The organism is Salipaludibacillus keqinensis (assembly GCF_003226325.1).
Taxonomy (GTDB): Bacteria; Bacillota; Bacilli; order Bacillales; family Salisediminibacteriaceae; genus Salipaludibacillus; species Salipaludibacillus keqinensis.
This window is the reverse complement of the sequence record NZ_PDOD01000001.1, coordinates 1,278,345-1,305,319: the sequence shown is the minus strand read 5'-3', so window position 1 is coordinate 1,305,319 and position 26,975 is coordinate 1,278,345. Positions and strand designations below refer to the sequence as shown.

At 38.6% G+C, this 26,975-nt stretch carries 26 protein-coding genes; 9 read left to right on the top strand and 17 right to left on the bottom strand.

What is annotated here, in order from left to right; genetic code table 11:
• Nucleotides 1–34 precede the first annotated feature (34 nt).
• Nucleotides 35–1,279: a glutamate-5-semialdehyde dehydrogenase gene (locus CR194_RS06500; protein ID WP_110608791.1), complete on the top strand. Its 1,245-nt coding sequence runs from the start codon at nt 35–37 to the stop codon at nt 1,277–1,279.
• A gap of 92 nt (nt 1,280–1,371) precedes the next feature.
• On the opposite strand, the gene CR194_RS06495 is transcribed toward CR194_RS06500, so the two are convergent.
• A complete protein-coding gene (locus CR194_RS06495; protein WP_110608790.1) occupies nt 1,372–2,154 on the bottom strand; it encodes a hypothetical protein in 783 nt (260 codons plus the stop codon).
• Between the two features lie 204 nt (nt 2,155–2,358).
• Between CR194_RS06495 and typA the strand changes: the two genes are divergently transcribed.
• From typA to CR194_RS06470, 5 genes are all read left to right on the top strand, one after another.
• A complete protein-coding gene (typA, locus tag CR194_RS06490) occupies nt 2,359–4,203 on the top strand; it encodes a translational GTPase TypA (protein WP_110608789.1) in 1,845 nt (614 codons plus the stop codon).
• Between the two features lie 332 nt (nt 4,204–4,535).
• Nucleotides 4,536–5,045, top strand: a complete 510-nt coding sequence (gene ectA, locus CR194_RS06485; RefSeq protein WP_110608788.1) for a diaminobutyrate acetyltransferase — start codon at nt 4,536–4,538, stop codon at nt 5,043–5,045.
• A 54-nt stretch (nt 5,046–5,099) separates the two neighbouring features.
• Nucleotides 5,100–6,395 carry a diaminobutyrate--2-oxoglutarate transaminase gene (ectB, locus tag CR194_RS06480; protein WP_110608787.1) on the top strand — a complete coding sequence of 432 codons (1,296 nt, stop codon included), beginning with the start codon at nt 5,100–5,102 and terminating at the stop codon, nt 6,393–6,395.
• Nucleotides 6,396–6,427: 32 nt separating this feature from the next.
• A complete protein-coding gene (locus CR194_RS06475; RefSeq protein ID WP_110608786.1) occupies nt 6,428–6,820 on the top strand; it encodes an ectoine synthase in 393 nt (130 codons plus the stop codon).
• Between the two features lie 133 nt (nt 6,821–6,953).
• Nucleotides 6,954–8,009 (top strand): AbrB family transcriptional regulator, encoded by a 1,056-nt coding sequence (locus CR194_RS06470; protein WP_110608785.1) that lies wholly within the window; start codon nt 6,954–6,956, stop codon nt 8,007–8,009.
• Nucleotides 8,010–8,115: 106 nt separating this feature from the next.
• On the opposite strand, the gene CR194_RS06465 is transcribed toward CR194_RS06470, so the two are convergent.
• Nucleotides 8,116–8,856 (bottom strand): site-specific integrase, encoded by a 741-nt coding sequence (locus CR194_RS06465; protein ID WP_233254246.1) that lies wholly within the window; start codon nt 8,854–8,856, stop codon nt 8,116–8,118.
• A 353-nt stretch (nt 8,857–9,209) separates the two neighbouring features.
• Entirely contained in the window at nt 9,210–9,749 is a 540-nt protein-coding gene (locus tag CR194_RS06460; protein ID WP_110608784.1) for a P-loop NTPase family protein, read from the bottom strand.
• A 226-nt stretch (nt 9,750–9,975) separates the two neighbouring features.
• Between CR194_RS06460 and CR194_RS06455 the strand changes: the two genes are divergently transcribed.
• Nucleotides 9,976–10,371: a thiol-disulfide oxidoreductase DCC family protein gene (locus CR194_RS06455; RefSeq protein ID WP_110608783.1), complete on the top strand. Its 396-nt coding sequence runs from the start codon at nt 9,976–9,978 to the stop codon at nt 10,369–10,371.
• A gap of 44 nt (nt 10,372–10,415) precedes the next feature.
• On the opposite strand, the gene CR194_RS06450 is transcribed toward CR194_RS06455, so the two are convergent.
• The 5 genes from CR194_RS06450 to CR194_RS06430 form a co-directional block, all read right to left on the bottom strand.
• Nucleotides 10,416–11,237, bottom strand: a complete 822-nt coding sequence (locus CR194_RS06450; RefSeq protein ID WP_110608782.1) for a cobalamin-binding protein — start codon at nt 11,235–11,237, stop codon at nt 10,416–10,418.
• Nucleotides 11,238–11,477: 240 nt separating this feature from the next.
• Complete coding sequence (locus CR194_RS06445) at nt 11,478–12,362, bottom strand: 5'-3' exonuclease (RefSeq protein ID WP_110608781.1); 885 nt, start codon at nt 12,360–12,362, stop codon at nt 11,478–11,480.
• Between the two features lies 1 nt (nt 12,363).
• Complete coding sequence (locus CR194_RS06440) at nt 12,364–12,885, bottom strand: DNA-deoxyinosine glycosylase (protein ID WP_332888659.1); 522 nt, start codon at nt 12,883–12,885, stop codon at nt 12,364–12,366.
• Nucleotides 12,872–13,369 carry a DUF6884 domain-containing protein gene (locus CR194_RS06435; RefSeq protein ID WP_110608779.1) on the bottom strand — a complete coding sequence of 166 codons (498 nt, stop codon included), beginning with the start codon at nt 13,367–13,369 and terminating at the stop codon, nt 12,872–12,874. Before CR194_RS06435 ends, CR194_RS06440 begins: the two co-directional genes overlap by 14 nt.
• A gap of 200 nt (nt 13,370–13,569) precedes the next feature.
• On the bottom strand, nt 13,570–14,325 hold the full coding sequence (locus tag CR194_RS06430; RefSeq protein WP_110608778.1) for a DeoR/GlpR family DNA-binding transcription regulator: 756 nt from the start codon (nt 14,323–14,325) through the stop codon (nt 13,570–13,572).
• Nucleotides 14,326–14,617: 292 nt separating this feature from the next.
• Here CR194_RS06430 and CR194_RS20670 point away from each other — a divergent pair, with 292 nt between their 5' ends.
• Entirely contained in the window at nt 14,618–14,752 is a 135-nt protein-coding gene (locus CR194_RS20670; protein ID WP_269845698.1) for a hypothetical protein, read from the top strand.
• Between the two features lie 58 nt (nt 14,753–14,810).
• Here the strand turns inward: CR194_RS20670 and CR194_RS06425 are convergent, their stop codons facing one another.
• Nucleotides 14,811–15,383: a hypothetical protein gene (locus CR194_RS06425; RefSeq protein ID WP_110608777.1), complete on the bottom strand. Its 573-nt coding sequence runs from the start codon at nt 15,381–15,383 to the stop codon at nt 14,811–14,813.
• Between the two features lie 101 nt (nt 15,384–15,484).
• Here CR194_RS06425 and CR194_RS06420 point away from each other — a divergent pair, with 101 nt between their 5' ends.
• Nucleotides 15,485–15,682, top strand: a complete 198-nt coding sequence (locus CR194_RS06420; RefSeq protein WP_110608776.1) for a hypothetical protein — start codon at nt 15,485–15,487, stop codon at nt 15,680–15,682.
• A gap of 34 nt (nt 15,683–15,716) precedes the next feature.
• On the opposite strand, the gene CR194_RS06415 is transcribed toward CR194_RS06420, so the two are convergent.
• From CR194_RS06415 to argB, 8 genes are all read right to left on the bottom strand, one after another.
• Nucleotides 15,717–16,790 carry a branched-chain amino acid aminotransferase gene (locus tag CR194_RS06415; RefSeq protein WP_110608775.1) on the bottom strand — a complete coding sequence of 358 codons (1,074 nt, stop codon included), beginning with the start codon at nt 16,788–16,790 and terminating at the stop codon, nt 15,717–15,719.
• A 171-nt stretch (nt 16,791–16,961) separates the two neighbouring features.
• Nucleotides 16,962–18,338 carry an argininosuccinate lyase gene (gene argH / locus CR194_RS06410; protein ID WP_110608774.1) on the bottom strand — a complete coding sequence of 459 codons (1,377 nt, stop codon included), beginning with the start codon at nt 18,336–18,338 and terminating at the stop codon, nt 16,962–16,964.
• A gap of 65 nt (nt 18,339–18,403) precedes the next feature.
• Nucleotides 18,404–19,627, bottom strand: a complete 1,224-nt coding sequence (locus CR194_RS06405) for an argininosuccinate synthase (protein WP_110608773.1) — start codon at nt 19,625–19,627, stop codon at nt 18,404–18,406.
• A gap of 73 nt (nt 19,628–19,700) precedes the next feature.
• Nucleotides 19,701–20,666, bottom strand: coding sequence for an ornithine carbamoyltransferase (gene argF / locus CR194_RS06400; RefSeq protein ID WP_110608772.1), 966 nt, complete (start codon nt 20,664–20,666; stop codon nt 19,701–19,703).
• Complete coding sequence (carB, locus tag CR194_RS06395) at nt 20,654–23,905, bottom strand: carbamoyl-phosphate synthase (glutamine-hydrolyzing) large subunit (protein ID WP_110608771.1); 3,252 nt, start codon at nt 23,903–23,905, stop codon at nt 20,654–20,656. Before carB ends, argF begins: the two co-directional genes overlap by 13 nt.
• Nucleotides 23,884–24,981 carry a carbamoyl phosphate synthase small subunit gene (locus CR194_RS06390; protein WP_110608770.1) on the bottom strand — a complete coding sequence of 366 codons (1,098 nt, stop codon included), beginning with the start codon at nt 24,979–24,981 and terminating at the stop codon, nt 23,884–23,886. Before CR194_RS06390 ends, carB begins: the two co-directional genes overlap by 22 nt.
• Nucleotides 24,978–26,183, bottom strand: a complete 1,206-nt coding sequence (locus tag CR194_RS06385) for an aspartate aminotransferase family protein (protein ID WP_110608769.1) — start codon at nt 26,181–26,183, stop codon at nt 24,978–24,980. The genes CR194_RS06390 and CR194_RS06385 overlap by 4 nt, the downstream gene beginning before the upstream one ends.
• The gene (gene argB / locus CR194_RS06380) at nt 26,176–26,970 is read right to left on the bottom strand and encodes an acetylglutamate kinase (RefSeq protein ID WP_110608768.1); all 795 of its coding nucleotides are present in this window, start codon (nt 26,968–26,970) and stop codon (nt 26,176–26,178) included. The genes CR194_RS06385 and argB overlap by 8 nt, the downstream gene beginning before the upstream one ends.
• Between the last annotated feature and the right edge of the window lie 5 nt (nt 26,971–26,975).

Below are 26,975 nucleotides of genomic sequence, written 5' to 3'. Positions count from 1 at the left end.
TTTTAACCTAAAGTAAAAATGGAGGAATATGAAGATGAATGAAGTTGTTGAAAAAGCGACCATTGCGAAAGAACAAACAGTTCAATTGTCGAACAGGTCATCTAAGGAAAAAAATGATGCTCTCCGGTTTATTGCAACTAAACTCGACGAACAATCTGATTATCTTCTCAGTGAGAATCAAAAAGATGTAGATGCTGCGATTGAAAAAGGTGCCTCAGCAGCCATCGTCGATCGCCTTACTCTTTCTCAAGAGCGAATTAATGACATGATAAAATCTATTCATCTTTTAATCGAACTTGACGATCCAATTGGAAAAATTCAATGGGAAGATATACGACCTAATGGATTGAATATCAAGAAAGTAACCGTCCCTTTAGGGGTTATTGGCATGATTTACGAGGCCCGTCCAAATGTAACCATTGATGCGGCAACTCTCTCAGTCAAAACCGGTAATGCTATCCTTTTACGTGGCAGTACCTCCACTCTTCATTCGAATAAAGCGATCGTCTCTTCAATCCATCAAGGGCTTGAACAAAGTACAATACCAAAAGAGTCCGTGCAATTAATTGAAGAACCTGATCGCGAATTAGTGAAAGATTTGTACCATCGTAAAGACTTAATTGATGTACTTATACCACGGGGAGGCAAGGTGCTTATTGATACCGTTGTCCAGCAGTCCAGTGTTCCCGTTTTAGAGACAGGCGCAGGAAACTGCCACGTGTATGTAGATGAATCGGCTGATGTTGACATGGCTATTGAGGTGATTATCAATGCAAAAACTCAAAGGCCTTCTGTTTGTAATGCATGTGAAACGATTATTGTTCATGAAAAGTGGGCAGAAAGACATTTTAATGCGTTAATCAATGAATTAAAACAGTGTAACGTTGGTTTGAGAGGCGATGAAAAAGCAACTCAATATGATGCTCGAATCAATGTAGCTAACGAGCTAGATTGGGAAACAGAATATTTGGATTTAACACTTGCGGTCAGAATTGTGGAGTCGATCGAAGAAGCGATTGGACATATTCGCGCGTTCGGTACAAAGCATTCAGAAGCTATTCTATCTGACCAGGCAGAGAACGTGGAATTATTTTTCAATAACGTAGATGCCTCAACGGTTTATCACAATGCATCGACGCGTTTTACAGATGGTTTTGAATTTGGATTTGGCGCTGAAATTGGGATCAGTACCCAAAAACTTCATGCTCGAGGGCCTATGGGTCTTGAAGCATTAACAACAACCAAATATCACGTGTATGGTCAAGGTCAGATTAAATAACAGTTACTAAAAGTGTTGGTGTGAAAGATTCTCACCTGAAACTCATCATACTTAGTTTAAATTTATCTGGTGAGAAGAAATCTTAAGAAATGCTACTGGTTTCGATCATCGAGACTTAAAATAATCATAGGTTGGACGTACTCAATCTCACCAGAGATATCTTCAACAAAATAAGTCTTCCCTTCTTGATTATCCAAGTAAGTTAGCAAAGGAGAGAAAGGTTTATCCACAGATACGGCCGAGACTTCGCATTCTCTTCCATCCTTAAGTAAAACTACGGCTCCTTCAGGAAGGGGGACGAAATATTGTTGCCAAAACTCGATAAAACCTTCTGTGGAAGTGCCAATTTTTTCGATACTTAATTGGTAAAATTCCAGAGGGTTTATCGATTTTTTCCAAAAAGCTTCATTTAACCAATAAGCAATTTGTTCGCAAATATACACGAGATGCTCTTTAGAAATATGATCTGGGTGTGGGTTTAGGTGTTCGGTTCTCTTTTCAATAAAGGCATAATTAACTTTTTGAATGAAATCGCAACTCATTTTTTCTTTCCAATTGGGATCAGTTAATGAAGGTTCAGGGAAATAATAATTGTCTCTCATCTCATCTAAATCTATACCTAGCTCCTCAACAAATGTGATTCGTTTTAAAAAAAGAGTTAATTGATTGGCTAATAGTTCCACGTCCCTGGCTGAACTTGTTTGTTGCATCCGATAAATGAAGTAGGTCTGTTGTTCGTTTGTTAATCGTTTCATGTGCTCGGTCGTCAAAATCGTGCCTTTACGAATGAGGAGATGATTAAACTGATCGTAAATGTCACTCTCTAGTTCCATACCTGGAAATAAATCATGAATGGAGATGACTGAATCATGCATAGGCGTTTCCCCTTTTCGTTTGCTTCTATTCCAATGAAGTCTTTTAATTACCGCTAGTATATAAGAATAATCGTCATGGTACACTATAAAACGATTCAGATCGTTAAAATAAAATTATTTTCAGATAAAAGGTGTATAGTAACTTTAAGTATGATACAGTTGTATAGTTGAAATACTTTACACAAGAACAGGAGCGTTTTATTAATGAACAAACGACAAGATATAAGGAACATTGCAATTATTGCCCACGTAGACCACGGGAAAACGACTCTCGTCGATGAAATGTTAAAGCAATCAGGGACATTTCGTGAAAATGAACAAGTAAACGAACGTGCTATGGATAATAATGACATTGAAAAAGAACGTGGGATTACCATTCTCGCTAAAAATACGGCGGTTAATTATGAAGGCACACGAATTAACATCATGGATACACCAGGACACGCTGATTTCGGTGGCGAAGTTGAACGGATTTTAAAAATGGTTGATGGTGTTCTTCTCGTTGTTGATGCATTCGAGGGTTGTATGCCACAAACTCGCTTTGTATTGAAAAAAGCCTTGGAGCAAAAATTAACTCCAGTAGTAGTTGTGAATAAAATTGACCGTCCGATGGCTAGACCTGAAGAAGTTATTGATGAAGTGCTTGATTTATTTATTGAATTAGGTGCTGATGAGAGTCAATTGGACTTCCCTGTTATTTATGCTTCAGCTATAAACGGAACATCTAGCTTGAGTCCTGACCCTGAAAAACAAGAGAATCAAATGAAAGTGTTGTTTGACACAGTAATTGATTCCGTTCCAGCACCAATTGATAATTCAGATGAGCCTTTCCAATTTCAAGTAACGATGCTTGATTACAATGACTATTTAGGTCGTATTGGTGTAGGTCGTGTATTCCGCGGGACTGTCCGTAAAGGGGATCAAGCTGCTCTCATCCAACGTGATGGAACGGTTAAAACTTTCCGTATCTCTAAATTGTTCGGTTTCCTTGGTCTGAAGCGTCTTGAAATTGACGAAGCAAAAGCAGGCGATCTTATTGCTATTGCTGGTGTTGAAGATATCATGGTTGGCGAAACGATTTGTCCTGTGAATCATCAAGACCCTATGGAATTGGTCCGTATCGATGAGCCGACTCTTCAAATGACTTTCCTTGTCAACAACAGTCCTTTTGCTGGGCGTGAAGGTGATCATGTTACGAGCCGTAAAATTGAAGCTCGTTTAATGACTCAAGTAGAAACAGATGTTAGTTTAAATGTTGAAAACACAAGTTCACCAGACGTTTGGAAAGTTGCAGGACGTGGCGAACTTCACTTGTCCATCTTGATCGAGAATTTACGTCGTGAAGGATATGAACTTCAAGTTTCAAAACCCGAAGTTATTATTCGTGAAATTGACGGCAAACGTTGTGAACCATACGAGAGCACTCAAGTAGATGTTCCTGAGGAATATACCGGGGCCGTTATGGAATCACTTGGTGAGCGAAAAGGTGAACTAGTGAATATGGTTAACAAGGGTGATGGACAAGTTCGTATGGACTTCCTCGTTCCTTCTCGTGGTTTAATTGGATATACAACGGAATTCATGGCTCAAACAAAAGGTTACGGGATTTTAAACCATACGTTTGATAGCTATCGTCCAATCGCTGAAGGTTATGTAGGCGGTCGTCGTCAAGGGGTATTAGTGTCTATGGAAAATGGAAAAACGACTCCTTACGGAATGTTACAAGTGGAAGACCGAGGAACTCTTTTCGTTGAGCCAGCCACTGAAATCTATGAAGGTATGATTGTAGGCGAGCACAATCGTGATAATGACATTACTGTTAATATTACGAAGATGAAGCAACAAACGAATATTCGCTCTGCTACGAAAGATCAGACAGTCACGATGAAAAAGCCACGGACTCTAACATTAGAAGAAGCTCTTGAGTTCTTAAACGATGATGAATATTGTGAAGTAACCCCTCTATCCATTCGTTTACGTAAGAAAATTCTCGATAAGAGTACTCGTGAGCGAGAAGAAAAGAAAAAGAAATTAGCAGTTAAAGAATAAATAATGGCTAAAAGCCCTATATATCAAGGACCTCAACAGTTTTGTTGAGGTCCTTTTTTCGCATTCCCTTTCATACCAAGGATAAATGTGGTTTTTTATTTGAAAAGCGGTGGAATATATACGATACAGGAGATATAAATAAGATACTGCCCCTAAGCACCACTTAGCTATAGAGATCCACATATTTCCTCATTCATGAAGATTAACCATGTTTGATTATTTCACACAAAGTCCCTATCATTATTAATGTTCATTGCTTTGGGATGAATATTGCTGAAAAGGAGGAATGCACACCTCTTTTGACAATAAAATAAAAAGGTGGGTATATTACTATGAGTAAAAACACAACGGCAGTATTAGAAACATTATCGTTAGAGCAACCAACGAAAGAAGACGGTCAAGGAATGTGGGCACTGGCCAAAAAGACTTCGCTTGATCTTAATTCAGCATATAAGTATATTATGATGGCTGAATACTTCTCTGAAACATGCGTTGTTGCCAAAGAACGAGGTGAAGTCGTTGGTTTTATCACAGGATTTATTCAGCCGGAACACCCAGATGTCATCTTCGTATGGCAGGTTGGCGTAGATTCATCTCAACGCGGAAAAGGGATCGGCTCCAAAATGTTAAACGAATTGATTTCAAGAGATGGTACGAAAGAAGTTCGCTACTTGGAGGCAACGATTACAGAAGACAATAAGGCCTCTCAGTCTTTATTTAAACGACTAGCTAAAGAAAACGATACGTCTTTTGAAGTATTAGAATGCTTCCCTGCTGATGTCTTTCCAGAAGAAGGACAGGAAGCGGAATATACGTATCGAATCGGACCTTTCAAAAAGTAAGGCGATTAATTAAACTACCTATCGAACATTAAAAAGACGGAGGGAATTTAAGAAATGACTAAAAACGGTTTAGAAATTATTGAAGAACTTGAGTCTTGTGTAAGAAGTTACGTAAGAGCTTTTCCAACAGTATTTACAAAAGCTCGAGGATATAAAATGTGGGATGAAGATGGTAAAGAGTATATCGACTTTTTCTCTGGTGCAGGTGCGCTAAACTACGGTCATAACGAACCGAACATGAAGAAAAAGCTCGTTGAGTATATTTTAGATGATGGAATTACCCATTCATTAGATATGGCTTCCTCAGCTAAAGCAGAATTTCTAGAAAAATTTAACGAAGTCATCTTGAAACCAAGAGACCTTGACTATAAAGTGATGTTCCCTGGCCCTACAGGAACAAACACAGTTGAAAGTGCGTTAAAACTAGCAAGGAAAGTTACCGGTCGTACGGAAATTATTAGTTTCACAAACGGTTTCCACGGTATGACCATTGGTTCCCTATCTGTAACAGGTAACTCAATGAAGCGAAGTGGAGCTGGAATTCCACTGCACAATACAGTTACGATGCCTTACGACAATTTCGTAAGCGATGAATTGGATACACTAGAATATCTTGAACGTTTTCTTGAAGATAACGGAAGTGGTGTTTCTATTCCTGCTGCAATTATTCTTGAGACCGTTCAAGGAGAAGGTGGAATTAATGCCGCTCGCTTTGAATGGATCAAAAAAGTAGATGAAATTTGTAAGCGATGGGGTATTCTCTTGATCATCGATGATGTTCAAGCAGGGGTTGGTCGTACAGGTACATTCTTCTCATTCGAACCAGCTGGAATTAAGCCTGACATTGTATGTCTTTCTAAGTCTATCGGTGGTTATGGCTTACCACTAGCCTTAACGCTCATTAGTCCTGAGCTTGATCAATGGAAACCTGGTGAGCATAACGGAACTTTCCGTGGGAATAACCACGCATTCGTTACAGCTACTGAAGCTTTAACTTATTGGGAAGATCCTACTTTCGAGAAAAGCATTCAAGATAAATCTGCAACGATCACGAAATTTTTGGAAAACATGATCGAAAAGTACCCTGAAATGAAAGGTCATTTAAAAGGGCGAGGATTTATGCAAGGTATTTCCTCTGATGTGGAAGGATTCAGTGAAAAAGTTGCTGAAGAAGCATTTAATCGTTGCTTGATCATGGAAACTGCAGGAGGACACGACCAAGTATTTAAACTCTTCCCACCTATCAACATTGACGAAGCAGGTCTTGAAAAAGGATTTGAATTAATTGAAGAAAGTATTAAAGAAGCGATCAAACAAATGAATCTTGAAAAAGATACAGTAGCAAACTAATTATTGATCACACTTAAGGAGGCTATTTAATCATGAAAGTAGTTAAACTAGAAGATATTATTGGAACAGATCAAGAAGTAAAGGGTGAGAACTGGACGAGTCGCCGGTTGCTTTTAAAGAAAGACAACATGGGCTATTCTGTTCATGACACAGTGATTAAAGCAGGTACAGAGACTCACATCTGGTACAAAAATCATTTAGAAGCAGTATATTGTATTGAAGGAGATGGTGAAGTTGAAACATTAGCTGATGGTAAAATTCACCCTATCTCTGCTAATATGATCTATGCTTTAGATAAGCACGACGAGCACTTACTTCGTGCTAATACAGATATGAGAATGGTATGTGTCTTTGACCCACCCATCACAGGAAAAGAAACTCACAATGAAGAAGGCGTCTATGAATTAGTTGACGACGAAGAGTAATATATATACAACAACCAGCTGCCTTGTGCAGCTGGTTGTTTTCATGTATATGAGAAAGCAGAATGTTCTCTATGAGCGATTACTATACATACTATGATAAACTGGGTAAAGATTGCACAGGAGTTGAAGCAAAATGAAAGAGTGGAAACCGTTTATAGAATCCTTGTTCATTGCTATCTTAGGTGGAGTGATTTTTCATTATTTAACCCTTCCCCTCCCCTGGATGCTTGGACCTCTAACAAGTGTCATGCTATGGCAAGGCTTCACTTCAAGAGCACTTATTTGGCCCATCGCTCTTAAAAATTTCGGGTTAATCATATTAGGAATTTCATTCGGTTTATATTTTACACTAGAGACACTACAAGTATTAGGACCATATTTTATTCCATATATCGTTATTACAATTTTGTTGATTTTAATTAGTATCATTAATAGCTCTTTTGCAGCAAGGTTTATGAATATTGATCAAAAGACCAGTGTGTTTGGTTCGATCCCTGGTGGACTGACAGAGATGGTTATTGTTAGTGAATCTTTAAAAGCGAATGCCGGACACGTCATGGTTTTTCAAACTATTCGCCTTATCATTGTTTTATTTACCGTTCCTTTTATTATTTTATACATGTTTTCAAGTGAACCGAGTGCTGGCTCAATGATTATTGTGGATACGGGGACAGAATTTTTTTCTTGGCATATTTTGTGGTTCTTCTTCCCCATTCTGCTCGCTGTAAAATTTAAAGAGTTACTGCCTGCCGGGATCATGATTATTCCTCTCATTATGACAGCAATGATGAATATAGGACCGATGCAAATACCTTCGATCCCCACAGCTATCTTTCTTGGGGCGCAGCTTTGTGTCGGAGCATCCCTTGGAAAAAGCATCTCAATCAAAGATGTGAAATACGCTGGAAAATTTGGTATCGTTTATGCCGGCTTAGCTTTAATCTTAATAGGTGTCTCTTTTGGTTTTGGTTATATACTTTATATCACTACTTCAATGGATTTAACGACTGCTCTTCTAAGTACAGCACCAGGCGGATTAGTCGAGATGGTATTAACTGCTTCGGTGGTAGGTGCAGACCCAGCTATTGTTTCATCCCTTCAATTAACAAGAATCATCTTCATTATTTTATTTGTCCCTGCTGCTCTCAAATGGTATTTCAATAGAAAAACACACAAAAAAGCAGCATAAATGGATATTCTCTCCTTAAAAAAGATGCATCCTGTCTTCCTTAAGGGGAGTTTTTTATTTTCAGAAAAGCTCCTAAAGTTCGATGGTAAAAAGCTTTCGATCCCTTCTAGAGACTGAAATCGTCAATAGCATCATCGATCTCTTCTTGAGATATACCAATATACTTCAATGTGACGCTTTGGGATGAATGGTTAAAGATTTTTTGAAGCATAGATGCATCATTGTATTTTTTATAAAAGTGATAACCGAACGTCTTTCGCATCGTGTGCGTCCCCACATATTCAGCTCCAGCTTCTTCGGCCGCATATTTCAGGATTTTATATGCCCTGTCTCGTTGGATAGGTTCTTTCGTCATATTAGAAGCGAATAAGTACTCTTCGTCACTCATGGCCATCGTATAGTCCATAATATACTCTCTAATCTCTCGATTTAAGGGAAACCGTTTCGCTTTATTGGTTTTTTCTTCAATGATATTAATGTATCTTTTCCCTCGCAAATCCCCTACTTTCAGAGGAAGGATATCTCCAACTCTCAATCCCGTATTCAATCCAAGCAAAAACATAAAATAATCTCTATACGAACGGCTTCTTAAAATTGTTTTCATCTTTTCAATGATCCACTTTTCCCGAATAGGTTCGACTGTTCGAGGTGTCATGGCAATGAGAGCTTGGAAATCAGATTTCATTTTCAAGGGTCTCTTTCCTCTCATCTTCAATTCGTTTAAGCGTTTCATCCGATGTTTTGTTTGATGGATTCCAAATCTATCTGTTAGCTTTTTAAATTCTCTTTCTGTAAGAAGAATATATTCAGCGTATTTTTTCTTATCTTCTGACTTTAAATCACTCATGAGCAACTCCCCTAGTTTAAATATCTTAAGCTTATCTTATCATACAATGACTCTCATTTAGTATTCTTATTGAACGAAATTTTTCAAGTTATATATCCAGAGTTTATCCTCCTCAAACAATTGATATAAAAGCGTTTATGGCGTTAATTATCACTGATTTAAATTCCCTTAGAATACAAAATGAGTATTTTGTATTCTTAGGGAATTGCGAAAAAATTGAGAGGGCTTTTTTTCAGGTCCCCTCTCAGATTCATTCTATATAGTGAAATTTCAACATTTAAGTAAATGAGACTTGTATAACCAAGTTGACAGAATAACGAGCTTAAATGGGTGCTGAAGTGTCTAAATTTGAGTTATGCTTGCCTCTCTTTAGTTTCATGAATATTCTGTAAAAAAGAAGAGATTTCCTTTTTGTCAGTCAGTCGAAAAACGTTTCGTTGATAAGATGATTTTTCAAACTTGTCTAATCTGACGTTCATTTGCTTTTTTCGTTCGCTGTAAGTTTTAATAATGAATTGGAGGAATTCTTTATCCATTTTTTCTGTGCATCCCTCCCCCATATCTTCTCTGTTGTTTCCTAAATTTGTTAGCCATCTTTTCAATACTCGGTACAGACATGTACGAAGGGGTAACTCTAAATAAATAATCGTATCTGCCTGTGAAGCTCGTATGTCAAATGTAGAGCCGTAATTCCCCTCGATAATCCATGTGTCTTTTTTGACGAGCGTCTGTTGGGCAGCTGAGAATTCATCTATAGTCGCTTCTACCCATCCGGGATTCCAGAAATAGCGATCAAGATGATAGACAGGTATTGTCAGTGTTTCACTTACTTCTTTAGCGAATGTAGACTTTCCAACCCCCGCAGATACTCCTACGACCATAATTTTTTCCATAACATCTCCTTAATTCTAAGTTTATAGAAATAAATACTACTTATCAGTTTATTATATTAAAAACACTTTCGGTAACTCGTACAAAGTGTTTACCTGTTAATTACGCTCTCTAAGATAATAGGTTTCAAATTCTCCATTATTTGAAGAGACTAAGCTATTCAAGTAGAAGGATTACGGAAAAATATTGTAAGATGATACTAATAGAATGTACTCGGAGGTGAGCAAATTGAAAAACATTGTGCTATTTGATGGAGTTTGCAATATGTGTAACGCTAGCGTTCAATTTATTATTAAACGTGATCCGAAACAACGATTATCTTTTGCGTCTTTGCAAAGTGATTTCGGACAAAAGATGCTTAGTAAATATCATTTGGATAAAGATATAGATAGCGTCGTCTTCATTGACGGTCGTGGAAGAATACATGGAGAATCAACAGCCGCCCTCCGAGTCGCTAGGCAACTGAAAGGCGGCTGGAAATTGCTTGCTGTCTTTTTAATCGTTCCTCCTGCTTTGAGAAATGTCATTTACCGTATTATTGCTAGAAACCGGTATCGTTGGTTCGGTAAAAAGTCAGAATGCATGATCCCTACAGCTGAGCAAAAGGAAAGGTTTTTAGACTAATCGACTGGTGAAACTTATTGTCAATGAATGAATGGCCTCTTTCTTCAGACTTCGCTCAAGATCGGATCATAACCCTCTTTAAAAGACGGGTAAATATCTGGGTGTAAAATCGCAGCTATTTTCATGAGGCCAACGAGTAATCTTGGTGAAGGACGACAAAAAAGCGGCTCTTCTAGTATATATAACTGATTATTTTTCATTGCGGTCAGCGATTCCCATTTTGGTCTTTTTTCGATGAGCTTAGGCTGAACTCGATGGTGGTTCACCCCTACCCAGATAATAGCCATCACATCTGGATCGCGCTTATATACTTCATCCCAATTTGTTTGTACACTCGCTTGATCATGATCAGCAAATAGATTCTTACCTCCAGCAAGTTCGGATATTTCAGTAAGCCAGTTGTCTTTTCCAGGGGTGAAGACTGGTTTTCCCCACCACTCCCAATAAATAGACTTAAGAGTAGTAACTTTCTTACATAACTCCTTATATTCATCGAAGCATTGATTAAACTTCTCATAAACTTTAGCTGCTAGTTTTTCATTGTCTGTTTTTTCACCAAGCCATAATAATTGCTGTCCAATCTCTGATAAGGAAGTAGGGTTTGGAACGATCACATAGGGCAACTTAAACTTCTTCAAAGCTTCGATATTCTTTTCCATGCCAGGTACTGTCAGGGAGGCTAAGACTAAATCAGGCTTCAAGGCTTCAACTTTATTCATATCAATGGACAAATCTGGTCCTAGACGTGGCAACTCATTGATAGATGCAGGCCAATCTGAATAGTCATCTACGCCAACCAAATGATCTTTAAGCCCTGTATAAACGACTAATTCCGTGTTACTGGGACATAGTGAGACGAGACGCAAGACTTCACCACCTTTAAGAATGTTTTTTCCGTAAAGCTTTCCTTTCTGCTTGAGGGACGCATTGAAAACAAACTATAACTTCTTCGTCTCTTTCATTTATATAAGTAGTAGGTGAACGTAATCTCCCTCTACAGAAATCGCAAGTACGTTTTCGTTTGAACCATGAAAACATAAACTCTCTCCTTTTTTTATAGATACTTCGTCAAACTTTTATTAAGTGGTATTTGATTTCAATAAACCCTATCTTATTTTTACTCGAATACCGTGTTGATTCATTTCACTTAACACGAGCTCTTCATCCCATGTGATCTTTAATTGATTCGTATCGATCGCTTTTACCTCTTCTATATCAATGACAATTTGTGATAAATCGCGACTAATCCACGTAGATTCCTCGCCAGCAAGGAGTTTCTTTTTGTAACGATTGAATGCTGGGTCTAGTTCGTCAATATTTTTAAACACTTGTTTAAGATCCCCGTATTGTCTGATGAGCGGCAAAGCTGATTTCTCCCCTACCCCTGGGCATCCTGGGATATTATCACTTGAATCTCCTAAAAGGGCTTTTACGTCCACCCATTGAGAAGGGAGTATTTCAAACTCCTCTTGAAAACTATCAGATGAATAGACTATTTCTTGCTTTTTCTTAGACAAAATTTGTGAAGTCGTTGGATTTAATAGTTGAAACAAATCACGGTCATTACTGTAAATGTATGTTTGACCAAATTCTTCTGTACTCCAAATTGTTGAGAACGTTCCAATGATATCATCCGCTTCAAATCCAGGTACATGCAGTTGATGAACACCTAGTTTATCCAGAAGCTCTACCGTTAAATGATACTGCTCAATTAACGGTTCCGGTAAGTCATTTCTCTGGGCTTTATAAAAGGAATATTGCTGATTTCTCGCAGTATCTTCTCTTTTTCCATCCCACGCTACGGAAATATGACTAATGTCATAATGACGGGTCAACTGAAATAACTTCTGAAAAAATACGCGAGCCGCATTTACATATTGCCCTCGATCGTTTTTAGATAATTGATCGTCGCTCCGTCCATAAGATGTTGCAAAATAACCACGACTTAATAGATTGAATCCATCGATCAGTAATAATGTTTGTTGCTTCATGTTATTTCTCTCCTGTCATAGATAAATAATTGGTTAGTTCACGCCAAGATTCAACTTTCTCGTTAAATGTTTTTACGTTTCTTCCTGGTACGGGACTTGAAGAAGGTAGTTTCTTGAAAGGAAGAGCTGGAAGTGTGTGATTTTTACTATACTTTCGAAATGAATCATATGCCTTCGTTCCATTCAATCCAACCCATTGAATAGTCGGGTAATTCTTTAGAAGTGTTCTTATATCATTCATTTTTTCATCACGAATAGCCGAATCTAAGCTACCTTTTCGTTCGCATGATGCTATAACATCCCATAGAGCGATCTTTTTATCTTTTAGAAACTGGCGTTTATCATCGTAATTCCGTGTCGAAATATCTGTTTGGAATAGTTCGTCTAGAATAAACCAAAAATGATTTCTTGGATTACCATAATACTGCTGTCGTTTCAATGATTGTTCTCCTGGCATAGATCCTAAAATAAGAATATTTGCTCCGGGAGCTATAATAGGATCCATTGATTTAAGTTGATTCAACAGTCTTCCTCCTTACTTTAGATCCTTCTCCGTGAATGGGCTCATCTGTGGCGACGGCGTTTTTCAACTTTCTTTGCATATACCCGATTCCTTGGCAATCAAGCAATGGGAAGTCAAGCGCCGCCCCAGGTTCAAGAATAGTATCAAGAATGGGAAGGTACTTCTTCCCTGTTAATACCACATAACGTTCGTATTGATGTAACGATTTAGTGTAGAGTTGTTTTGATAATTGATCGGAAGTGATTACTTCTTCAGTATTCATTGAAAAGCTGACATCGTATGGGCCTGGTACGAGATCTTCCGGACGCAAAAATCCGTGCTTAGCAGAAAGAATCACGTAATCTTGAAGAAATTGATGGGCATACGATTTGCATAAATGATGGAACGTTCCTATGTAGGCTTCGTCTGCAGGAACGGCTTGCTTTTTTGGGTGTTTAGACCATATTTTCTTATTGCCACACGGGATAATGCACAATTCATTCATCTTGACGACACCTTCTTCACGCTTGATCCCTATATCGTATCACATAATATTTAGTGAGACTCATGAAAACCTCTTAAAAAGAATGCAAACAAAGAAGCACAAAAGCCACTCTGTTAAACAGAGCGGCTTGATATTTAATAAACCGAACGAACCTTCTCGCCTGCCGAACAGTCACGCAAATTCGTTCGTTTATTAACTATTTATATGACCATTACTTTTACACCTTGGTTGATTAACTGATGCATCAATTTAGCTTCCACAGCTTGGTCAGTAATAATACAATCGATCTCTCTAAAGTCGGCAATTTTAACAAAATCGGTTTTCCCGAACTTTGTATGGTCGGCAAGCACAAAGACCTCTTCCGCCTGCCTGATCATTTGCTTTTTCATCGCAGCGTCCTCATCATGAGCAACAGTGATCCCGTTATTTGATATCCCTACCACTCCGATAAAAGCTTTATTAACAAAAAATCGGGAGAGAGAATGACAAGCTTCCACCCCATACATATACAGATGGCTTTTATGAAGTTGTCCTCCAACTAAATGAACCGTAACAGACGGAAAAGGCGCTAACACATCAGCTTGATGAATCGAATTTGTAACGACTGTGCACTCTTTTTCACTTAAAGCAATGGCGCACGTTTGCACTGTTGTAGAGGCATCTAAAATAATTCGGTCATCTTTTTCAATTTCTGCCGCGGCCATCTTACCAATTTGTTTATGGGCATCTGTTAATTTTTTTAGACGTTCGTGGTAACTGGCAATCTCTCGTACGATTGGCGATCGCATAGCCCCACCACGGGTTCGGATGATTTGATTATTGTTCTCTAAACGGACGAGATCCCTTCTCGCAGTATCTTTTGAGACTTGAAACATGTCGCAAACCTTTTCAATTTGAATCGAATCGTGCTCAGTTAAATAGTGTTTGATAGCTTCTAATCTTTCACCTTGGTTCACAAGGATCCGCCCCCTTTAGATAAGTAAATTATAAGTTATTTACGCATGTTATTCAATGATTAATAATTAATTATAAGTTTTTACATTATATTAATACTTTTAGAAATGTAATTAATTATGTTGTATGATAAATATAAGGACGAATAAGGAGGTTACATGGATGGATATATCGATCGAAGCTGCAACTTTTTTGCGAAAATTGATGGTGAAACAAAACAAAAATACAATCGTCATCGGCTATAAGAAGAACAAACGGTGAGGAGCATCTGACTTTCGGCTGACTCTGGATGAGTTGCCTGCAACCACGGATACTGAAACACATCATGGAATAACAGTATGGATCGATCCATCTGCAAAAGAACATAGTCATCGTTTAACTATATCTTACACAAACGGGAAGATCGTATTAACAGATGAGAAGTCATAAAAACGTGACGAACAAAACATTCGTCACGTTTCTGAGAGGCTATTTCATTGCTAAACAATCATTTATTTGAGCCGGAATTTCTTATAACTTGTAGTGTAAATAAGATCGCACCAACTAATAAACAGGCAAAACTCACATAGATGAAATTCCATTTTACAAATGTGAAAATAGGAGTTAATTCTGCAATGATAGGCGTTTTTTCAGGATATCTCCACATGACGATCGAAGCCGACATATTTTCCAAAAAATCAAAAACAACTCCTCCAAAAGGAAGCAGATGTAAGTATTGAAATAATGGATAGCGATTCACCTTTCGAAAGAGTACCGTTAAAGAACTGGATAAAAAGAATAAATAGACGAGAGGCCAAACAATATCAAAAGTGAACCTCGATACAACATAATAATTTCTACCTTCTTCCCCGTATTCATCCGCAAGATGATAAAGTTCCGATGCAGAATACCAATAGGATCCATCAGGGGACTCTCCTGTTCCTGTAATGTTTTTCGTATACGCTGCAACTTGAGGAAGAACGAATATCATGAATAATAGAAAAATGATCAGTGAGGCAAGCCAAGTTTTAAGGCCGATTTTCTTATATAAGATCTTTGAAATCTGTGATAATAAGATCAAACTATTCTCCCCCTTTTTTATTCATATTAACATGAAATTCCAGCGTGTTATAATGAGGACATTCGTAATAATGAATAAATGACCTTATATTGGAGGCTTAAATGAAACACATAACAACCATTCCCTATCCAGTTATATTTGGATTGGCAGGAGCGTTTAGTGGCGCAGCTACAATACTTGTCGTTGGTAAACTGCTCATAGGCTCACTTCCTTGGTTGATTGCCATAGGTGTATTTATCGTCTTATTCTGCTTTATTCAACTATTCAATGGCTACTTAAAGAAAAAAATTAATCAATAAAAAATCCCACTCGGTCGTGAGTGGGATGAACGCCTTATTTAATCTGCACTGTCCAGTTAAATGGATCAGGTAGCTTTCCTGTTTGAATACCAGTTAACGTCGTATAGAGAGATTTTGTTAACTCCCCCGTTTGTCTTCCGTTAATAATCAACGTTTCATCATCCCAACTTAATTCTCCTATGGGAGATACGACAGCTGCGGTCCCTGCGCCAAAGGCTTCTTCTAAAATACCATCTTTGTAGGCTTGATGTAATTCCTGCATGGAGATTTTCCGTTCCACCACGTCAACGTTCCAGTCTTTTAATAGCTCAATAATTGATTTTCTAGTGACACCTTCAAGTATACTATCGTTTAATTCAGGAGTGATTACCTGTCCATCAATCTTGAAAAACACGTTCATACTTCCCACTTCTTCAATATATTTCTTTTCTACCCCGTCAAGCCACATTACTTGGGCATGACCTTGATCAGCAGCTTTCTCTTGAGCATTATATCCACCAGAATAATTCCCACCCGTTTTGGCTGTTCCAGTTCCACCGCGGACTGCTCTCGTGAAATGACCTTCCACTTGAATACTGACAGGGTGAATCCCTTCAGGATAATAAGAACCAACGGGTGCTAGAACAATCATCAGTTTATAGCTTTTCGAAGGAGCAACAGATAAACTTGGCTCCGTTGCGATGATGAACGGACGGATATACAACGATGTTCCTTCTGCTCTAGGAATCCAGTCCTTTTCAAGAGAAAGCAACTCTTTTAAATACTCCAAAAGCAGCTCTTCACTTACCGGTGGAATACTTAACCTTGCATTCGAACGATTTAACCTTTTCAAATTTTCCTCAGGTCTAAATAGTTGAACATCACCTTGTGTATTTATATAAGCTTTCAACCCTTCAAAAACAGACTGGCCATAATGAAAAATCATCGCTGCAGGCTCTAGCGTAATAGGGGCATAAGGGACAATTTGCGGTTGAAACCAACCTTTATCTCTCGTATACTCCATCGTAAACATATGGTCAGTGAAAGTTTTTCCGAATTGTAACTTGTCTGGATCCGGCTTGGCTTTCTTATTCGGGTTTTCTTGGATGTCTAGTTTTGTTTCGATCATTTGCACCACTCCTCAATTTTCTTAACGAACCTCATGCGACAAAGAACACTTTACTTATTACGTATTAGTATTCAGAGGGTTTTTAATTACTTCCCTTTAACGCGTTAATGTTCTTTATTTTAACATGATTAGGAGCATAGACAAACCGTTTTTTTAGAAAATTCGCTAATTTTACTTATTCATGGCTTGCATGGCTAATTCCAATTGCTCTTTTACTTGTGTTTGAGAAGTTCCTCCAAAGCTATGTCGATTAGCAACCACTTGTTCTGGAGCTAAAACATGATAAATGTCTTCTTCAAAATGATCACTGAATGTTTTATATTCTTCCATAGATAAATCGAGCAAGTATTTTTGATTATCGATCCCGTATAGAACTATTTTTCCAATGACTTCATGGGCTTGCCTGAATGGAACGCCTTTTGTTACGAGATAGTCAGCAATATCGGTCGCGTTTGAATAGTCTTCTGACACCGCTTGTTTCATATTGTCTTTCTTCACCGTCATTGTTTCAATCATAGGGGCCAGCATCATCAAAGATGCTTCTAACGTTTCGACTGTGTCAAACATTCCTTCTTTGTCTTCTTGCATATCTTTGTTGTAAGCGAGAGGAAGTCCTTTCAACACCGTTAACAAACCAATGAGATTTCCATATACTCTTCCTGTTTTTGCTCTCAGAAGCTCTGGTACATCAGGATTTTTTTTCTGAGGCATAATACTTGAACCAGTGCAAAAGGAATCATCTAATTCTATAAATTGAAATTCTTGACTACTCCAAATGACTAATTCTTCTGCCAATCTGGAAATATGCATCATCATGATCGATGAGACACTCATGAATTCTAGGATGAAATCTCTGTCGCTTACGGCGTCCATGCTATTTGGATACACATAGTCAAAGCCTAATTCATTAGCAACTTGATGGCGATCGATAGGGAACGTGGTTCCAGCCAAGGCTCCTGCTCCAAGAGGGGATCCGCTCACGCGTTTCAAACTGTCAATAAGACGTTCTTTATCACGCTGAAGCATCCAAAAGTAAGCTAGCATGTGATGAGCAAAAGAGATCGGTTGAGCTCTTTGCAGGTGTGTGTAGCCCGGTAGTATCGTTTCCACATTTTCTTTTGAAATAATGAGGATAGCTTCTTGAGTCGACTTAACCAGTTCAATAATCTCTTCTGTATGCTTTTTCAAATAAAGATGCATATCCGTAGCAACTTGGTCGTTTCGACTACGGCCAGTATGAAGTTTCCCACCTAAAGGACCGATTTCGTCTATGAGGAATTTCTCAATATTCATATGTATGTCTTCATGTTCAACAGAGAAAGCAAGCTCATTATTATTTAATTTCGATTGAACACTCTTTAATCCATTCACGATCGTTTCCGCTTCCTCTTGAGTCACCGTTCCAGTAGTAGCAAGCATGTTCACATGGGCAATGCTACCTTGAATATCTTCATTTGCAAGCTTCTGATCGAAGGAAATTGAAGCTGTTTCCTTTTCTACTAGCTTATTCGTTTCCTTTGTAAATCTACCGCCCCAAAGCTTTGACATTTTCTAATCCTCCCTCTATGAATGGATGGCTAACCTTTCCTAAAAGGTTAGCCATTTAACACTAATTATTGATGTGTATTTTGAAATGCTGGTTTCTTATTATTTACTTGAGAATACGTTTTTGTTGATAAGCCCCAAAGTTTGATAAATCCTACAGCGGCGTTATGATCAAATGCATCCCCTTTAGAATACGTGGCAAGTTCTTCATTGTAAAGACTGTTGTCAGAATGTCTAGCGACAACCATGTGTGTGCCTTTCCAAAGTTTCACTTTTACTTTCCCGTTCACATTCTTTTGCGTTTCATCCACAAATCCTTCTAACGCATTTTTCAATGGTGAGTACCATAACCCATCGTAAACGAGCTGTGTCATTCTTTGATCAATTTGCGTTTTATATTGTGACACTTCTTTTGTAAGTGTTAAGAATTCCAATTCCTTATGTGCATTAATTAAAATAAGCGCTCCAGGGTTCTCATATACTTCTCTTGCTTTGATTCCAACTAATCTGTTTTCAATATGGTCAATTCGGCCAACTCCGTGCTTACCGCCCAATTGATTAAGCTGTTGAATGATCTCAACCATAGAAGAAGATTGACCATTAATGGCAACAGGCTTCCCTTCTTTAAACTCTACTTCTACATATTCAGGCTCATCTGGCGCATCAGCAATAGATGCCGTCCACGCAAAAGCTTCTTCTGGAGCTTCTTTCCAAGTATCTTCTAAAACGCCAGCTTCGCACGCTCTTCCCCAAATATTCGCATCTATTGAATAAGGTTTTTCTAAATTCACTGGTACTGGAATGTTCTTTTCTTTTGCATATTCGATCTCCTGCTCTCTATTCATTCCCCATTCACGAACAGGAGCAATAACTTCAAGATCTGGATTTAATGCTTGGATTGAAACTTCAAATCTCACTTGGTCATTTCCTTTTCCTGTGCACCCGTGAGCTACAGCAACAGCACCTTCTTGTTCAGCGACTTCAACTAATAATTTAGAAATCAAAGGTCTTGATAGGGCAGATGATAAGGGATATTTCCCTTCATACATGCAATTGGCCTTTAACGCTGGTAATAGATATTCTTCAGCTAATAACTCTTTAGCATCGATAATTACGGCTTTATCCGCACCGACCTCTAATGCTTTTTCTTTTATTGCTTCTAAATCTTTCCCTTCACCAATTTCTAGGCCAAGAGCAATGACCTCATAATCATATTCTTCTTGAAGCCATTTAATAGAAACGGAAGTATCTAAACCTCCTGAATAAGCTAATACAACTTTGCCTTTACTCATAGCGAATCTCTCCTTGATTTAGTATTTTTATCTATCCTAACGCATCTTTATGCATATGTCTACAAAAAAATAATTATTTCATTAATTTTATTAGCAACGCTTTTTGTGCGTGAAGACGATTTTCAGCTTCGTCAAACACAACAGAGTGCTCTCCGTCAATGATTTCAGCAGTTACTTCTTCTCCGCGATGAACCGGGAGACAGTGTAAAAAAAGATAATCTTTTTTTGCATATGCAGCCAGTTGTTTATTTATTTGATAAGGTTGAAAGTGTTTTTTCCTTGTCTCTTGCTCTGCTTCCTGCCCCATACTTGTCCAAACATCTGTAACGATCACATCGGCCTCTTTTACTGCCTCTTTAGGATCCGAATGGAAAGATAAAATGGCTTCATGTTGTTTTGCCAATTCACTGGCATCCTTGAATATTTGGTTGTCTGGCTCGAAACTATCAGGACTAGAAACAGCCATGTTCATTCCAGTTAATGCTGCCCCTTGTAATAACGAATGGGTCATATTGTTGTTCCCGTCTCCGATATAAGCAAGTTTCAACCCCTTCAACGGACCTTTATTCTCGTAAATCGTGAGTAAATCAGCCAGAACTTGGGTTGGATGATGGGTATCGGTCAAACCGTTAATGACAGGTACGGAAGAGTGTTCCGCAAATTCCTCTATCGTTTCATGGTCAAATGTTCGGATCATTAACCCGTCAACATAACGTGACAAAACCTGTGCAGTATCCGATACAGTTTCTCCACGGCCTAATTGAATGTCTTTAGAACTTAAAAATAAAGCATGCCCTCCAAGCTGCATCATGCCTACTTCAAAGGAAACTCTAGTTCTTGTAGAAGACTTTTCAAAGATCATCCCCAGTGTCTTACCTTGTAGATGAGGATGAGGAATCCCTTGTTTTTGCTCTTGTTTTAATACTAAGGCTTCTTCTATCAATTCGGTGATTTCATCACAAGTTAAATCTGATATTGTTAATAAGTGATTGGTGTTTAATTTCTTTTGTAACGTATTAAGCTGGTCTACATTTCCCATCCTGCATACACCTCTTCTTCCCTTCTCATTTTTTTAACGTATTCTTGGATAGCTCTCGGAGTCTCGTCTATCTCTTCTCCATGGCCCCACATAGAATCCAACGTTTCAAGACTAGTAAAATACGGAACTTGATATTTCACAGATAATTCTCGGATAAAAAATCCTATTTTTTCTTTTTCTCTTCCTTGACTTGGAATGTTTAACACAAGATCAGGAGGAGTTTCCTTCCAAAAGTCTAGTAAATCTTGTTTGTTTTTCGTCATCATCACTACGGAAATTCCTTCTTGCTGTAAATATTGAGCCGTACCCGTCGTTGACGTTATTTCTGCGCCAACCTGAGAGAATTTTTTTATCACGGATATACTCTCTTTTTTCATTCGATCAGATACTGAAACGAATAACTTCAACGACTGGTCTTTTGAATGATTTGGATAAGTCGCACACGAAGAAATTTTATTCATTGCCTCTTGTTTTGTAAATCCAACACCGATAATTTCACCTGTAGACTTCATTTCTGGTCCAAGAACGTGATCAACGCCTTTTAGTTTTGAAGCTGAAAATATAGGTGCCTTAACCGTATAGTAGTCGGGTTCATCCATTAATCCTATAGATGGAGTTAAATCTTTGAGCTCCCAACCTGTTTGTACTTTCACGGCCCAATCAATCATCGGAACTCCTGTTACTTTACTGATGATCGGAACCGTTCTCGAAGCTCTAGGATTCACTTCTAGCACATGGACCGTATCATGATCAATGACAAATTGAATATTCATAATCCCTATGACGGGAACTGTTGATGCGATTTTTTTAGTATGTTCGACAAGTGTATCCTTCACTTTCTTTGACAAGGAGACTGGAGGGAAAATGGTCGTACTGTCTCCAGAATGTACGCCAGCTTTTTCTAAATGTTCAAAAATGCCAGGAATAACGATGTTCTTTCCATCACTTATCACATCTACTTCACACTCAAGTCCGGGCACATATTGATCGATTAACAGAGGCCAGCAGCGATCATTTGTATCTTCTTGCACTCTATTAGCATATTGTTTTAATTCTTTTTCGTTATAACATATAAACATCGATTGACCTCCTATAACGTAGGAAGGTCGGATCAATACAGGGAATCCAATTGACTTGGATAAATGGTCTAAATCTGATGGTTTATAAGCCATATCTCCTGAAATGTGAGGAATATTTAACATGTTTAACAAATGATAGAATTGTTCTCTATCTTCAAGTTGATCAATGTGATCAGGAGTCGTTCCTAATACGTTGACGCCTTCTTCTTCCAATGTATTTGCCAGGTTAATAGCCGTTTGACCACCAAATTGGATCAAAACACCTTCAACACTCTCTTTTCTAATAACGGCTAGCACATCTTCAGCTGTTAAAGGTTCAAAGTATAATCGGTCTGCAATAGAATAATCAGTACTTACTGTTTCGGGATTATTATTCATCACGATCGCCTCGTATCCCATTTCCTTAACGGCGAGTGCTGCATGAACAGAACAATAATCAAATTCTACTCCTTGACCAATTCGGATGGGTCCAGAGCCAAGAACGAGAAGTTTTTTGTTTTCAGGATGAACGACGACTTCATCTTCCCCGTGCCAAGTTGAGTAATAATAAGGGGTGACCGCATCAAATTCCCCTGCACAGGTATCAACTAATTTATAGGAAGGATGCATATTCATCCTTTTATATTCAGATCTTATCGCCTTTACATTCACTTGAAAAATCGAAGCGAGTCTTTCATCGCTAATGTTTAATTTTTTTGCTTTTAGAAATAAATCCGAAGACATGTTGTCCCATCCAATATGGGCTAATGATTGTTCAAACTGAATGATTCGTTCAATTTTTCGTAAAAACCAGTAATCAATTTCAGTTATTTTTTGAATAAGTTCTAATGGGTATTTACGAACAAATGCTTCTCCAATTGCAAATAGTCGCAAATCATTTGCCACTTGTAAACATTGTGTTAATTCTTCATCCGATTTCTTTTTCATACTAGGCCAGTGTAAACTGTGAATATTTAGTTCAAGTGAGCGGACTGCTTTATTCAGTGCTCCTTCAAACGTTCGATCAATGGCCATCACTTCACCAGTCGCTTTCATTTGTGTACCCAGTGTGCGATCAGCTTCAGGAAATTTATCAAATGGAAAACGAGGAAGCTTCACCACAACATAATCCAATGCAGGCTCAAACGATGCATACGTATTGCCTGTGATAGGATTGATAATTTCATCTAGCGGGTAACCGACGGCGCACTTTGCAGCGATTCTGGCAATGGGATATCCTGTGGCTTTAGATGCTAGAGCTGAAGATCTACTGACCCGCGGGTTTACCTCAATAATTGCGTATTCGTTTGAATTTGGATGTAAGGCAAACTGGATGTTGCACCCGCCAACCACATCCAACGCACGAATCACTTTCAGAGAAGCGGTACGTAACATCTGGTATTGGTGATCTGAGAGTGTTTGCGATGGTGCCACGACGATAGAGTCTCCAGTATGAACGCCAACGGGGTCCATATTCTCCATGTTACAGACGATTATACAAGTATCATTCGCATCTCTCATAACTTCGTACTCGACTTCTTTCCAACCTTTAATGCTTTTTTCAACTAAAACTTGGTGAATGGGACTTAAGGTTAAAGCTTGTTTTAATAAATGTCGAAACTCATCTTCATTGTAAGCAAAGCCTCCGCCCGCGCCTCCTAACGTATAAGCTGGACGTAAAATGACTGGAAAACCTATATTCTCGATAAATGCCATGCCATCTTCAAACGTTTCAATGATGCTAGATTCAGGGATCGGTTCATTTAAATCCATCATTAATTGCCGGAATTGTTCTCGATCTTCTCCCTTTTGAATAGATGGAACAGAAGTCCCTAAAAGTTCAACTTGATATTTATCTAATATTCCTAGCTCGTGAAGCTCAACAGTTAAATTTAAGCCTGTTTGGCCTCCTAAACTACCGATCATGCCATCAGGATTTTCAATAGCAATAATCTTTTCGATGGTGGAAACGTCTAACGGTTCCATATACACACGATCAGCAATCTTTTCATCTGTCATGATAGTAGCAGGATTATTATTAACGAGAACGACTTCAATTCCTTCTTCTTTCAAAGCTAAACATGCTTGAGTTCCTGCATAATCAAACTCTGCTGCCTGACCGATCACAATAGGTCCAGAACCTATGACTAATACTTTTTTTAAAGAGTCACGCTTCCACATAATTTTTCCCCTCCTGCTGAAACCACTTGGTCGATGAATTGTTGAAAAATATAAGTCGTATCACTTGGCCCAGGGTGCCCCTCTGGGTGGAATTGTACTGATTGTATTGGTAAGTATTTATGCTTTATTCCTTCGAGAGACTTATCATTGACGTTGCGGAACTGAATTTGGAAAATACTCTCATCTACACTCTCTTCTACAACAACGTAACCATGATTTTGGGACGTCATTGTCACTTTACCTGAAAGAAGGTCTTTTACTGGATGATTCCCTCCGCGATGACCAAAAGGCATTTTCACCGTTTTAGCGCCATAAGCAAGAGCTATCAGTTGATGTCCAAGACAAATGCCAAGGGTAGGATATTTTTCTGTCAATGCTCTAATCGTTGAAAAGGACGAAGTTAGTTTCATCGGATCTCCTGGCCCGTTACTTAATAGAATCCCATCTGGCTCAAGTTCGTCAATCTTATCTAGTGGCGTATTGTATGGGACGATCGTTACGCGACACTGTTTATCCAAAAGAGCATCCAAGATTGATTTTTTATAACCATAATCAACAAGTACCACATGAGGGCCATGCTTTTGAAATGTTTGGAATTCTTTCACGGACACATGATCGACTAGAGGAATGTGTGGATCCTCCAGGACCTTTAAATGGTCGTGACTTTCTTCTTTAGAATGGACTAGCTTGCCTTTGACAGTTTGATGCTTTCGAATTGCTGCAACGAGCGCTCTTGTATCAACATTTTTTAAACCAGGTATGTTTTCTTCTTTTAATTGGTCTTCAAATGAATGAGAAGATTGAAAATGGCTTGGTTCTTCACATAGTTCATTTAAAATCACACCTGAAACAGCTATGTGCTTAGATTCATGGTCTTGCTCATTTAATCCATAATTTCCTATTAAGGGATAACAAAATGAAAGGATTTGACCGGCGTAGGATGGATCAGTCATCATCTCTTGATAACCTGTCATGCTTGTATTAAAGACAACCTCTCCATACATCTCTTTCGTTGATCCTATCCATTCGCCTTCAAATATTTCTCCTGTTTCCAACACTAAATATCCTGTGTTCATAGAGAAACCTCCTTTTCTTGTGCAATAAATACTTCGTATAATGTTGTTAAGAAGTAGTTAACCTCTTCGTCAGAAGTGTTAAGAGGGGGCAAGATTCTTATAACGTTTGGCCCTGCAACGAGAACTAAAATATTGTATCCTCTGAGGGTTTTGAGGAAGTCATGTACCGCACCATCCATTTCAATTCCAATCAGCAGCCCTTTTCCTCGAACGTCTTTGATAAATGAGAATTTTCTATCCCATGAAGCTAATTCCGAGAATATTTTCTCGCTTTGTCTTTGAACATTTTGCAGGATGTTCGGTTGTGAAATTGTTTCTATGGTTGCTAAGGCAGCTGTCATGGCTAAGGGGTTCCCTCCAAACGTGCTCCCGTGTGTTCCTGGTTGAAAGGAAGTGGCTACATGCTCTTTCGCTAACATGGCCCCAACAGGAAATCCTGAGCCAAGTCCTTTAGCGAGCGTCATCACATCAGGTTCTATTTCAAACTGTTCATAAGCAAATAACGCGCCCGTTCTTCCTGCACCTGTTTGCACCTCATCTACAATGAGCAAGATATCTTCTTGCGAGCACAATTTGGCTATTTTCTGTACCCATTCTTTGTTAGCAGGGCGAACGCCTCCTTCTCCTTGAACCAGCTCAAGGATCACAGCGGTGGTTTTTCCATTATGAATCTCGTCTATGGATTCGATGTCATTAAAAGGTAAATAACGAAATCCTGGAGTAATGGGGGTAAAACCTTGATGAATTTTCTCTTGAGCCGTAGCAGCAAGTGTCGTTCCTGTTCGCCCATGAAATGACTCAGTGAAACTGACGATTTCAGTCCTTTCACTGTTCCCTTGATCTTTGGCGTATTTTTTAGCTAACTTAATGGCTGCTTCATTCGCTTCGGCCCCACTGTTACAAAAGAAGGATTGAGTGAAGCAACTTAATTCCGTTAGTTTAGTAGCTAATGCCTGTTGAGCGGGTATATCAAATAAATTTGAGCAATGCCAAAGTTGATCCATTTGTTCCGTGAGTTTCCCATGAACTTCAGGAGGTATGTGACCAAGGTTCAACGTAGCAATCCCTGATGTATAATCAAGAAATTTTTCTTCTTGATCAGTCCATACATAGCTCCCTTTTCCTCTTGTTAACGTAAGAGGGAGCCGCTGATACGTATTCATAATAGAACGATCATTAGCTGTCATTGCCATATCAGACATTGTATACCTCCTCTCGAATGATTCTCGTGCCAGCATCAAGGCCATCCATATAGGTCAGCAGATCTTTCGGCTTTGAGCCGTTTAGAATGACTGCTTCTTTCACGCCAGCTTCAAGGACACTTAAAGCCGACTGTACTTTTGGAATCATTCCACCTGTGATGACTCCTTTTTCAATCAGCCTATTTATTTGTACTTTTGTCAATTTTGGATGAACGATCGAACCCTGTTCTGTTTCTTCCATCACTCCAGGAATATCACTTATAAATGCCAGTTTTCCATTTAAGGCTATGGCAATGGATGCGGCGGCCATGTCGGCGTTAATATTGTATTTTTGTCCAGAGGGATCAATACCAATCGGCGATATTACGGGAATTGCTCCTTGGCCGAAAATAGAGTGTAACCATGCAGGGTTTACTGATTCCACTTTCCCTACAAAACCGAGTCTAGGATCGACTTGCGATACCGTTAACAAGGGACCATCAATGCCGCTTAATCCAATACTTTTGCCTCCTATACGTTGAATATTGGAAACGATTCGTTTATTCAATGAACCACTCAGCACCATCTCAGCTATTTTCAGCACTTCATCTGTAGTCACACGGAGTCCGTTCACGAACGTGGAGGAAATCTCCCATTTTTTTAATGCTTCAGTTATTTCTGGCCCCCCACCATGGACGAGAACTGGTTGATAATCAGTCTCTTGTTTCATTTTCACAAGAGTTTCATAAAATGAATCTGATAATTTATTTAATACACTTCCACCAATTTTTATAATGATAAATGTCATAATTC

Bases quoted from the DNA above. Each gene is read 5' to 3' on its own strand.
- CR194_RS06500 (WP_110608791.1), top strand. From the start codon at position 35: ATGAATGAAGTTGTTGAAAAAGCGACCATTGCGAAAGAACAAACAGTT.
- CR194_RS06495 (WP_110608790.1), bottom strand. From the start codon at position 2,154: ATGCATGATTCAGTCATCTCCATTCATGATTTATTTCCAGGTATGGAA.
- typA (WP_110608789.1), top strand. From the start codon at position 2,359: ATGAACAAACGACAAGATATAAGGAACATTGCAATTATTGCCCACGTA.
- ectA (WP_110608788.1), top strand. From the start codon at position 4,536: ATGAGTAAAAACACAACGGCAGTATTAGAAACATTATCGTTAGAGCAA.
- ectB (WP_110608787.1), top strand. From the start codon at position 5,100: ATGACTAAAAACGGTTTAGAAATTATTGAAGAACTTGAGTCTTGTGTA.
- CR194_RS06475 (WP_110608786.1), top strand. From the start codon at position 6,428: ATGAAAGTAGTTAAACTAGAAGATATTATTGGAACAGATCAAGAAGTA.
- CR194_RS06470 (WP_110608785.1), top strand. From the start codon at position 6,954: ATGAAAGAGTGGAAACCGTTTATAGAATCCTTGTTCATTGCTATCTTA.
- CR194_RS06465 (WP_233254246.1), bottom strand. From the start codon at position 8,856: ATGAGTGATTTAAAGTCAGAAGATAAGAAAAAATACGCTGAATATATT.
- CR194_RS06460 (WP_110608784.1), bottom strand. From the start codon at position 9,749: ATGGAAAAAATTATGGTCGTAGGAGTATCTGCGGGGGTTGGAAAGTCT.
- CR194_RS06445 (WP_110608781.1), bottom strand. From the start codon at position 12,362: ATGAAGCAACAAACATTATTACTGATCGATGGATTCAATCTATTAAGT.
- CR194_RS06435 (WP_110608779.1), bottom strand. From the start codon at position 13,369: ATGAATGAATTGTGCATTATCCCGTGTGGCAATAAGAAAATATGGTCT.
- CR194_RS06420 (WP_110608776.1), top strand. From the start codon at position 15,485: ATGAAACACATAACAACCATTCCCTATCCAGTTATATTTGGATTGGCA.
- CR194_RS06415 (WP_110608775.1), bottom strand. From the start codon at position 16,790: ATGATCGAAACAAAACTAGACATCCAAGAAAACCCGAATAAGAAAGCC.
- argH (WP_110608774.1), bottom strand. From the start codon at position 18,338: ATGTCAAAGCTTTGGGGCGGTAGATTTACAAAGGAAACGAATAAGCTA.
- CR194_RS06405 (WP_110608773.1), bottom strand. From the start codon at position 19,627: ATGAGTAAAGGCAAAGTTGTATTAGCTTATTCAGGAGGTTTAGATACT.
- argF (WP_110608772.1), bottom strand. From the start codon at position 20,666: ATGGGAAATGTAGACCAGCTTAATACGTTACAAAAGAAATTAAACACC.
- carB (WP_110608771.1), bottom strand. From the start codon at position 23,905: ATGTGGAAGCGTGACTCTTTAAAAAAAGTATTAGTCATAGGTTCTGGA.
- CR194_RS06390 (WP_110608770.1), bottom strand. From the start codon at position 24,981: ATGAACACAGGATATTTAGTGTTGGAAACAGGAGAAATATTTGAAGGC.
- CR194_RS06385 (WP_110608769.1), bottom strand. From the start codon at position 26,183: ATGTCTGATATGGCAATGACAGCTAATGATCGTTCTATTATGAATACG.
- argB (WP_110608768.1), bottom strand. From the start codon at position 26,970: ATGACATTTATCATTATAAAAATTGGTGGAAGTGTATTAAATAAATTA.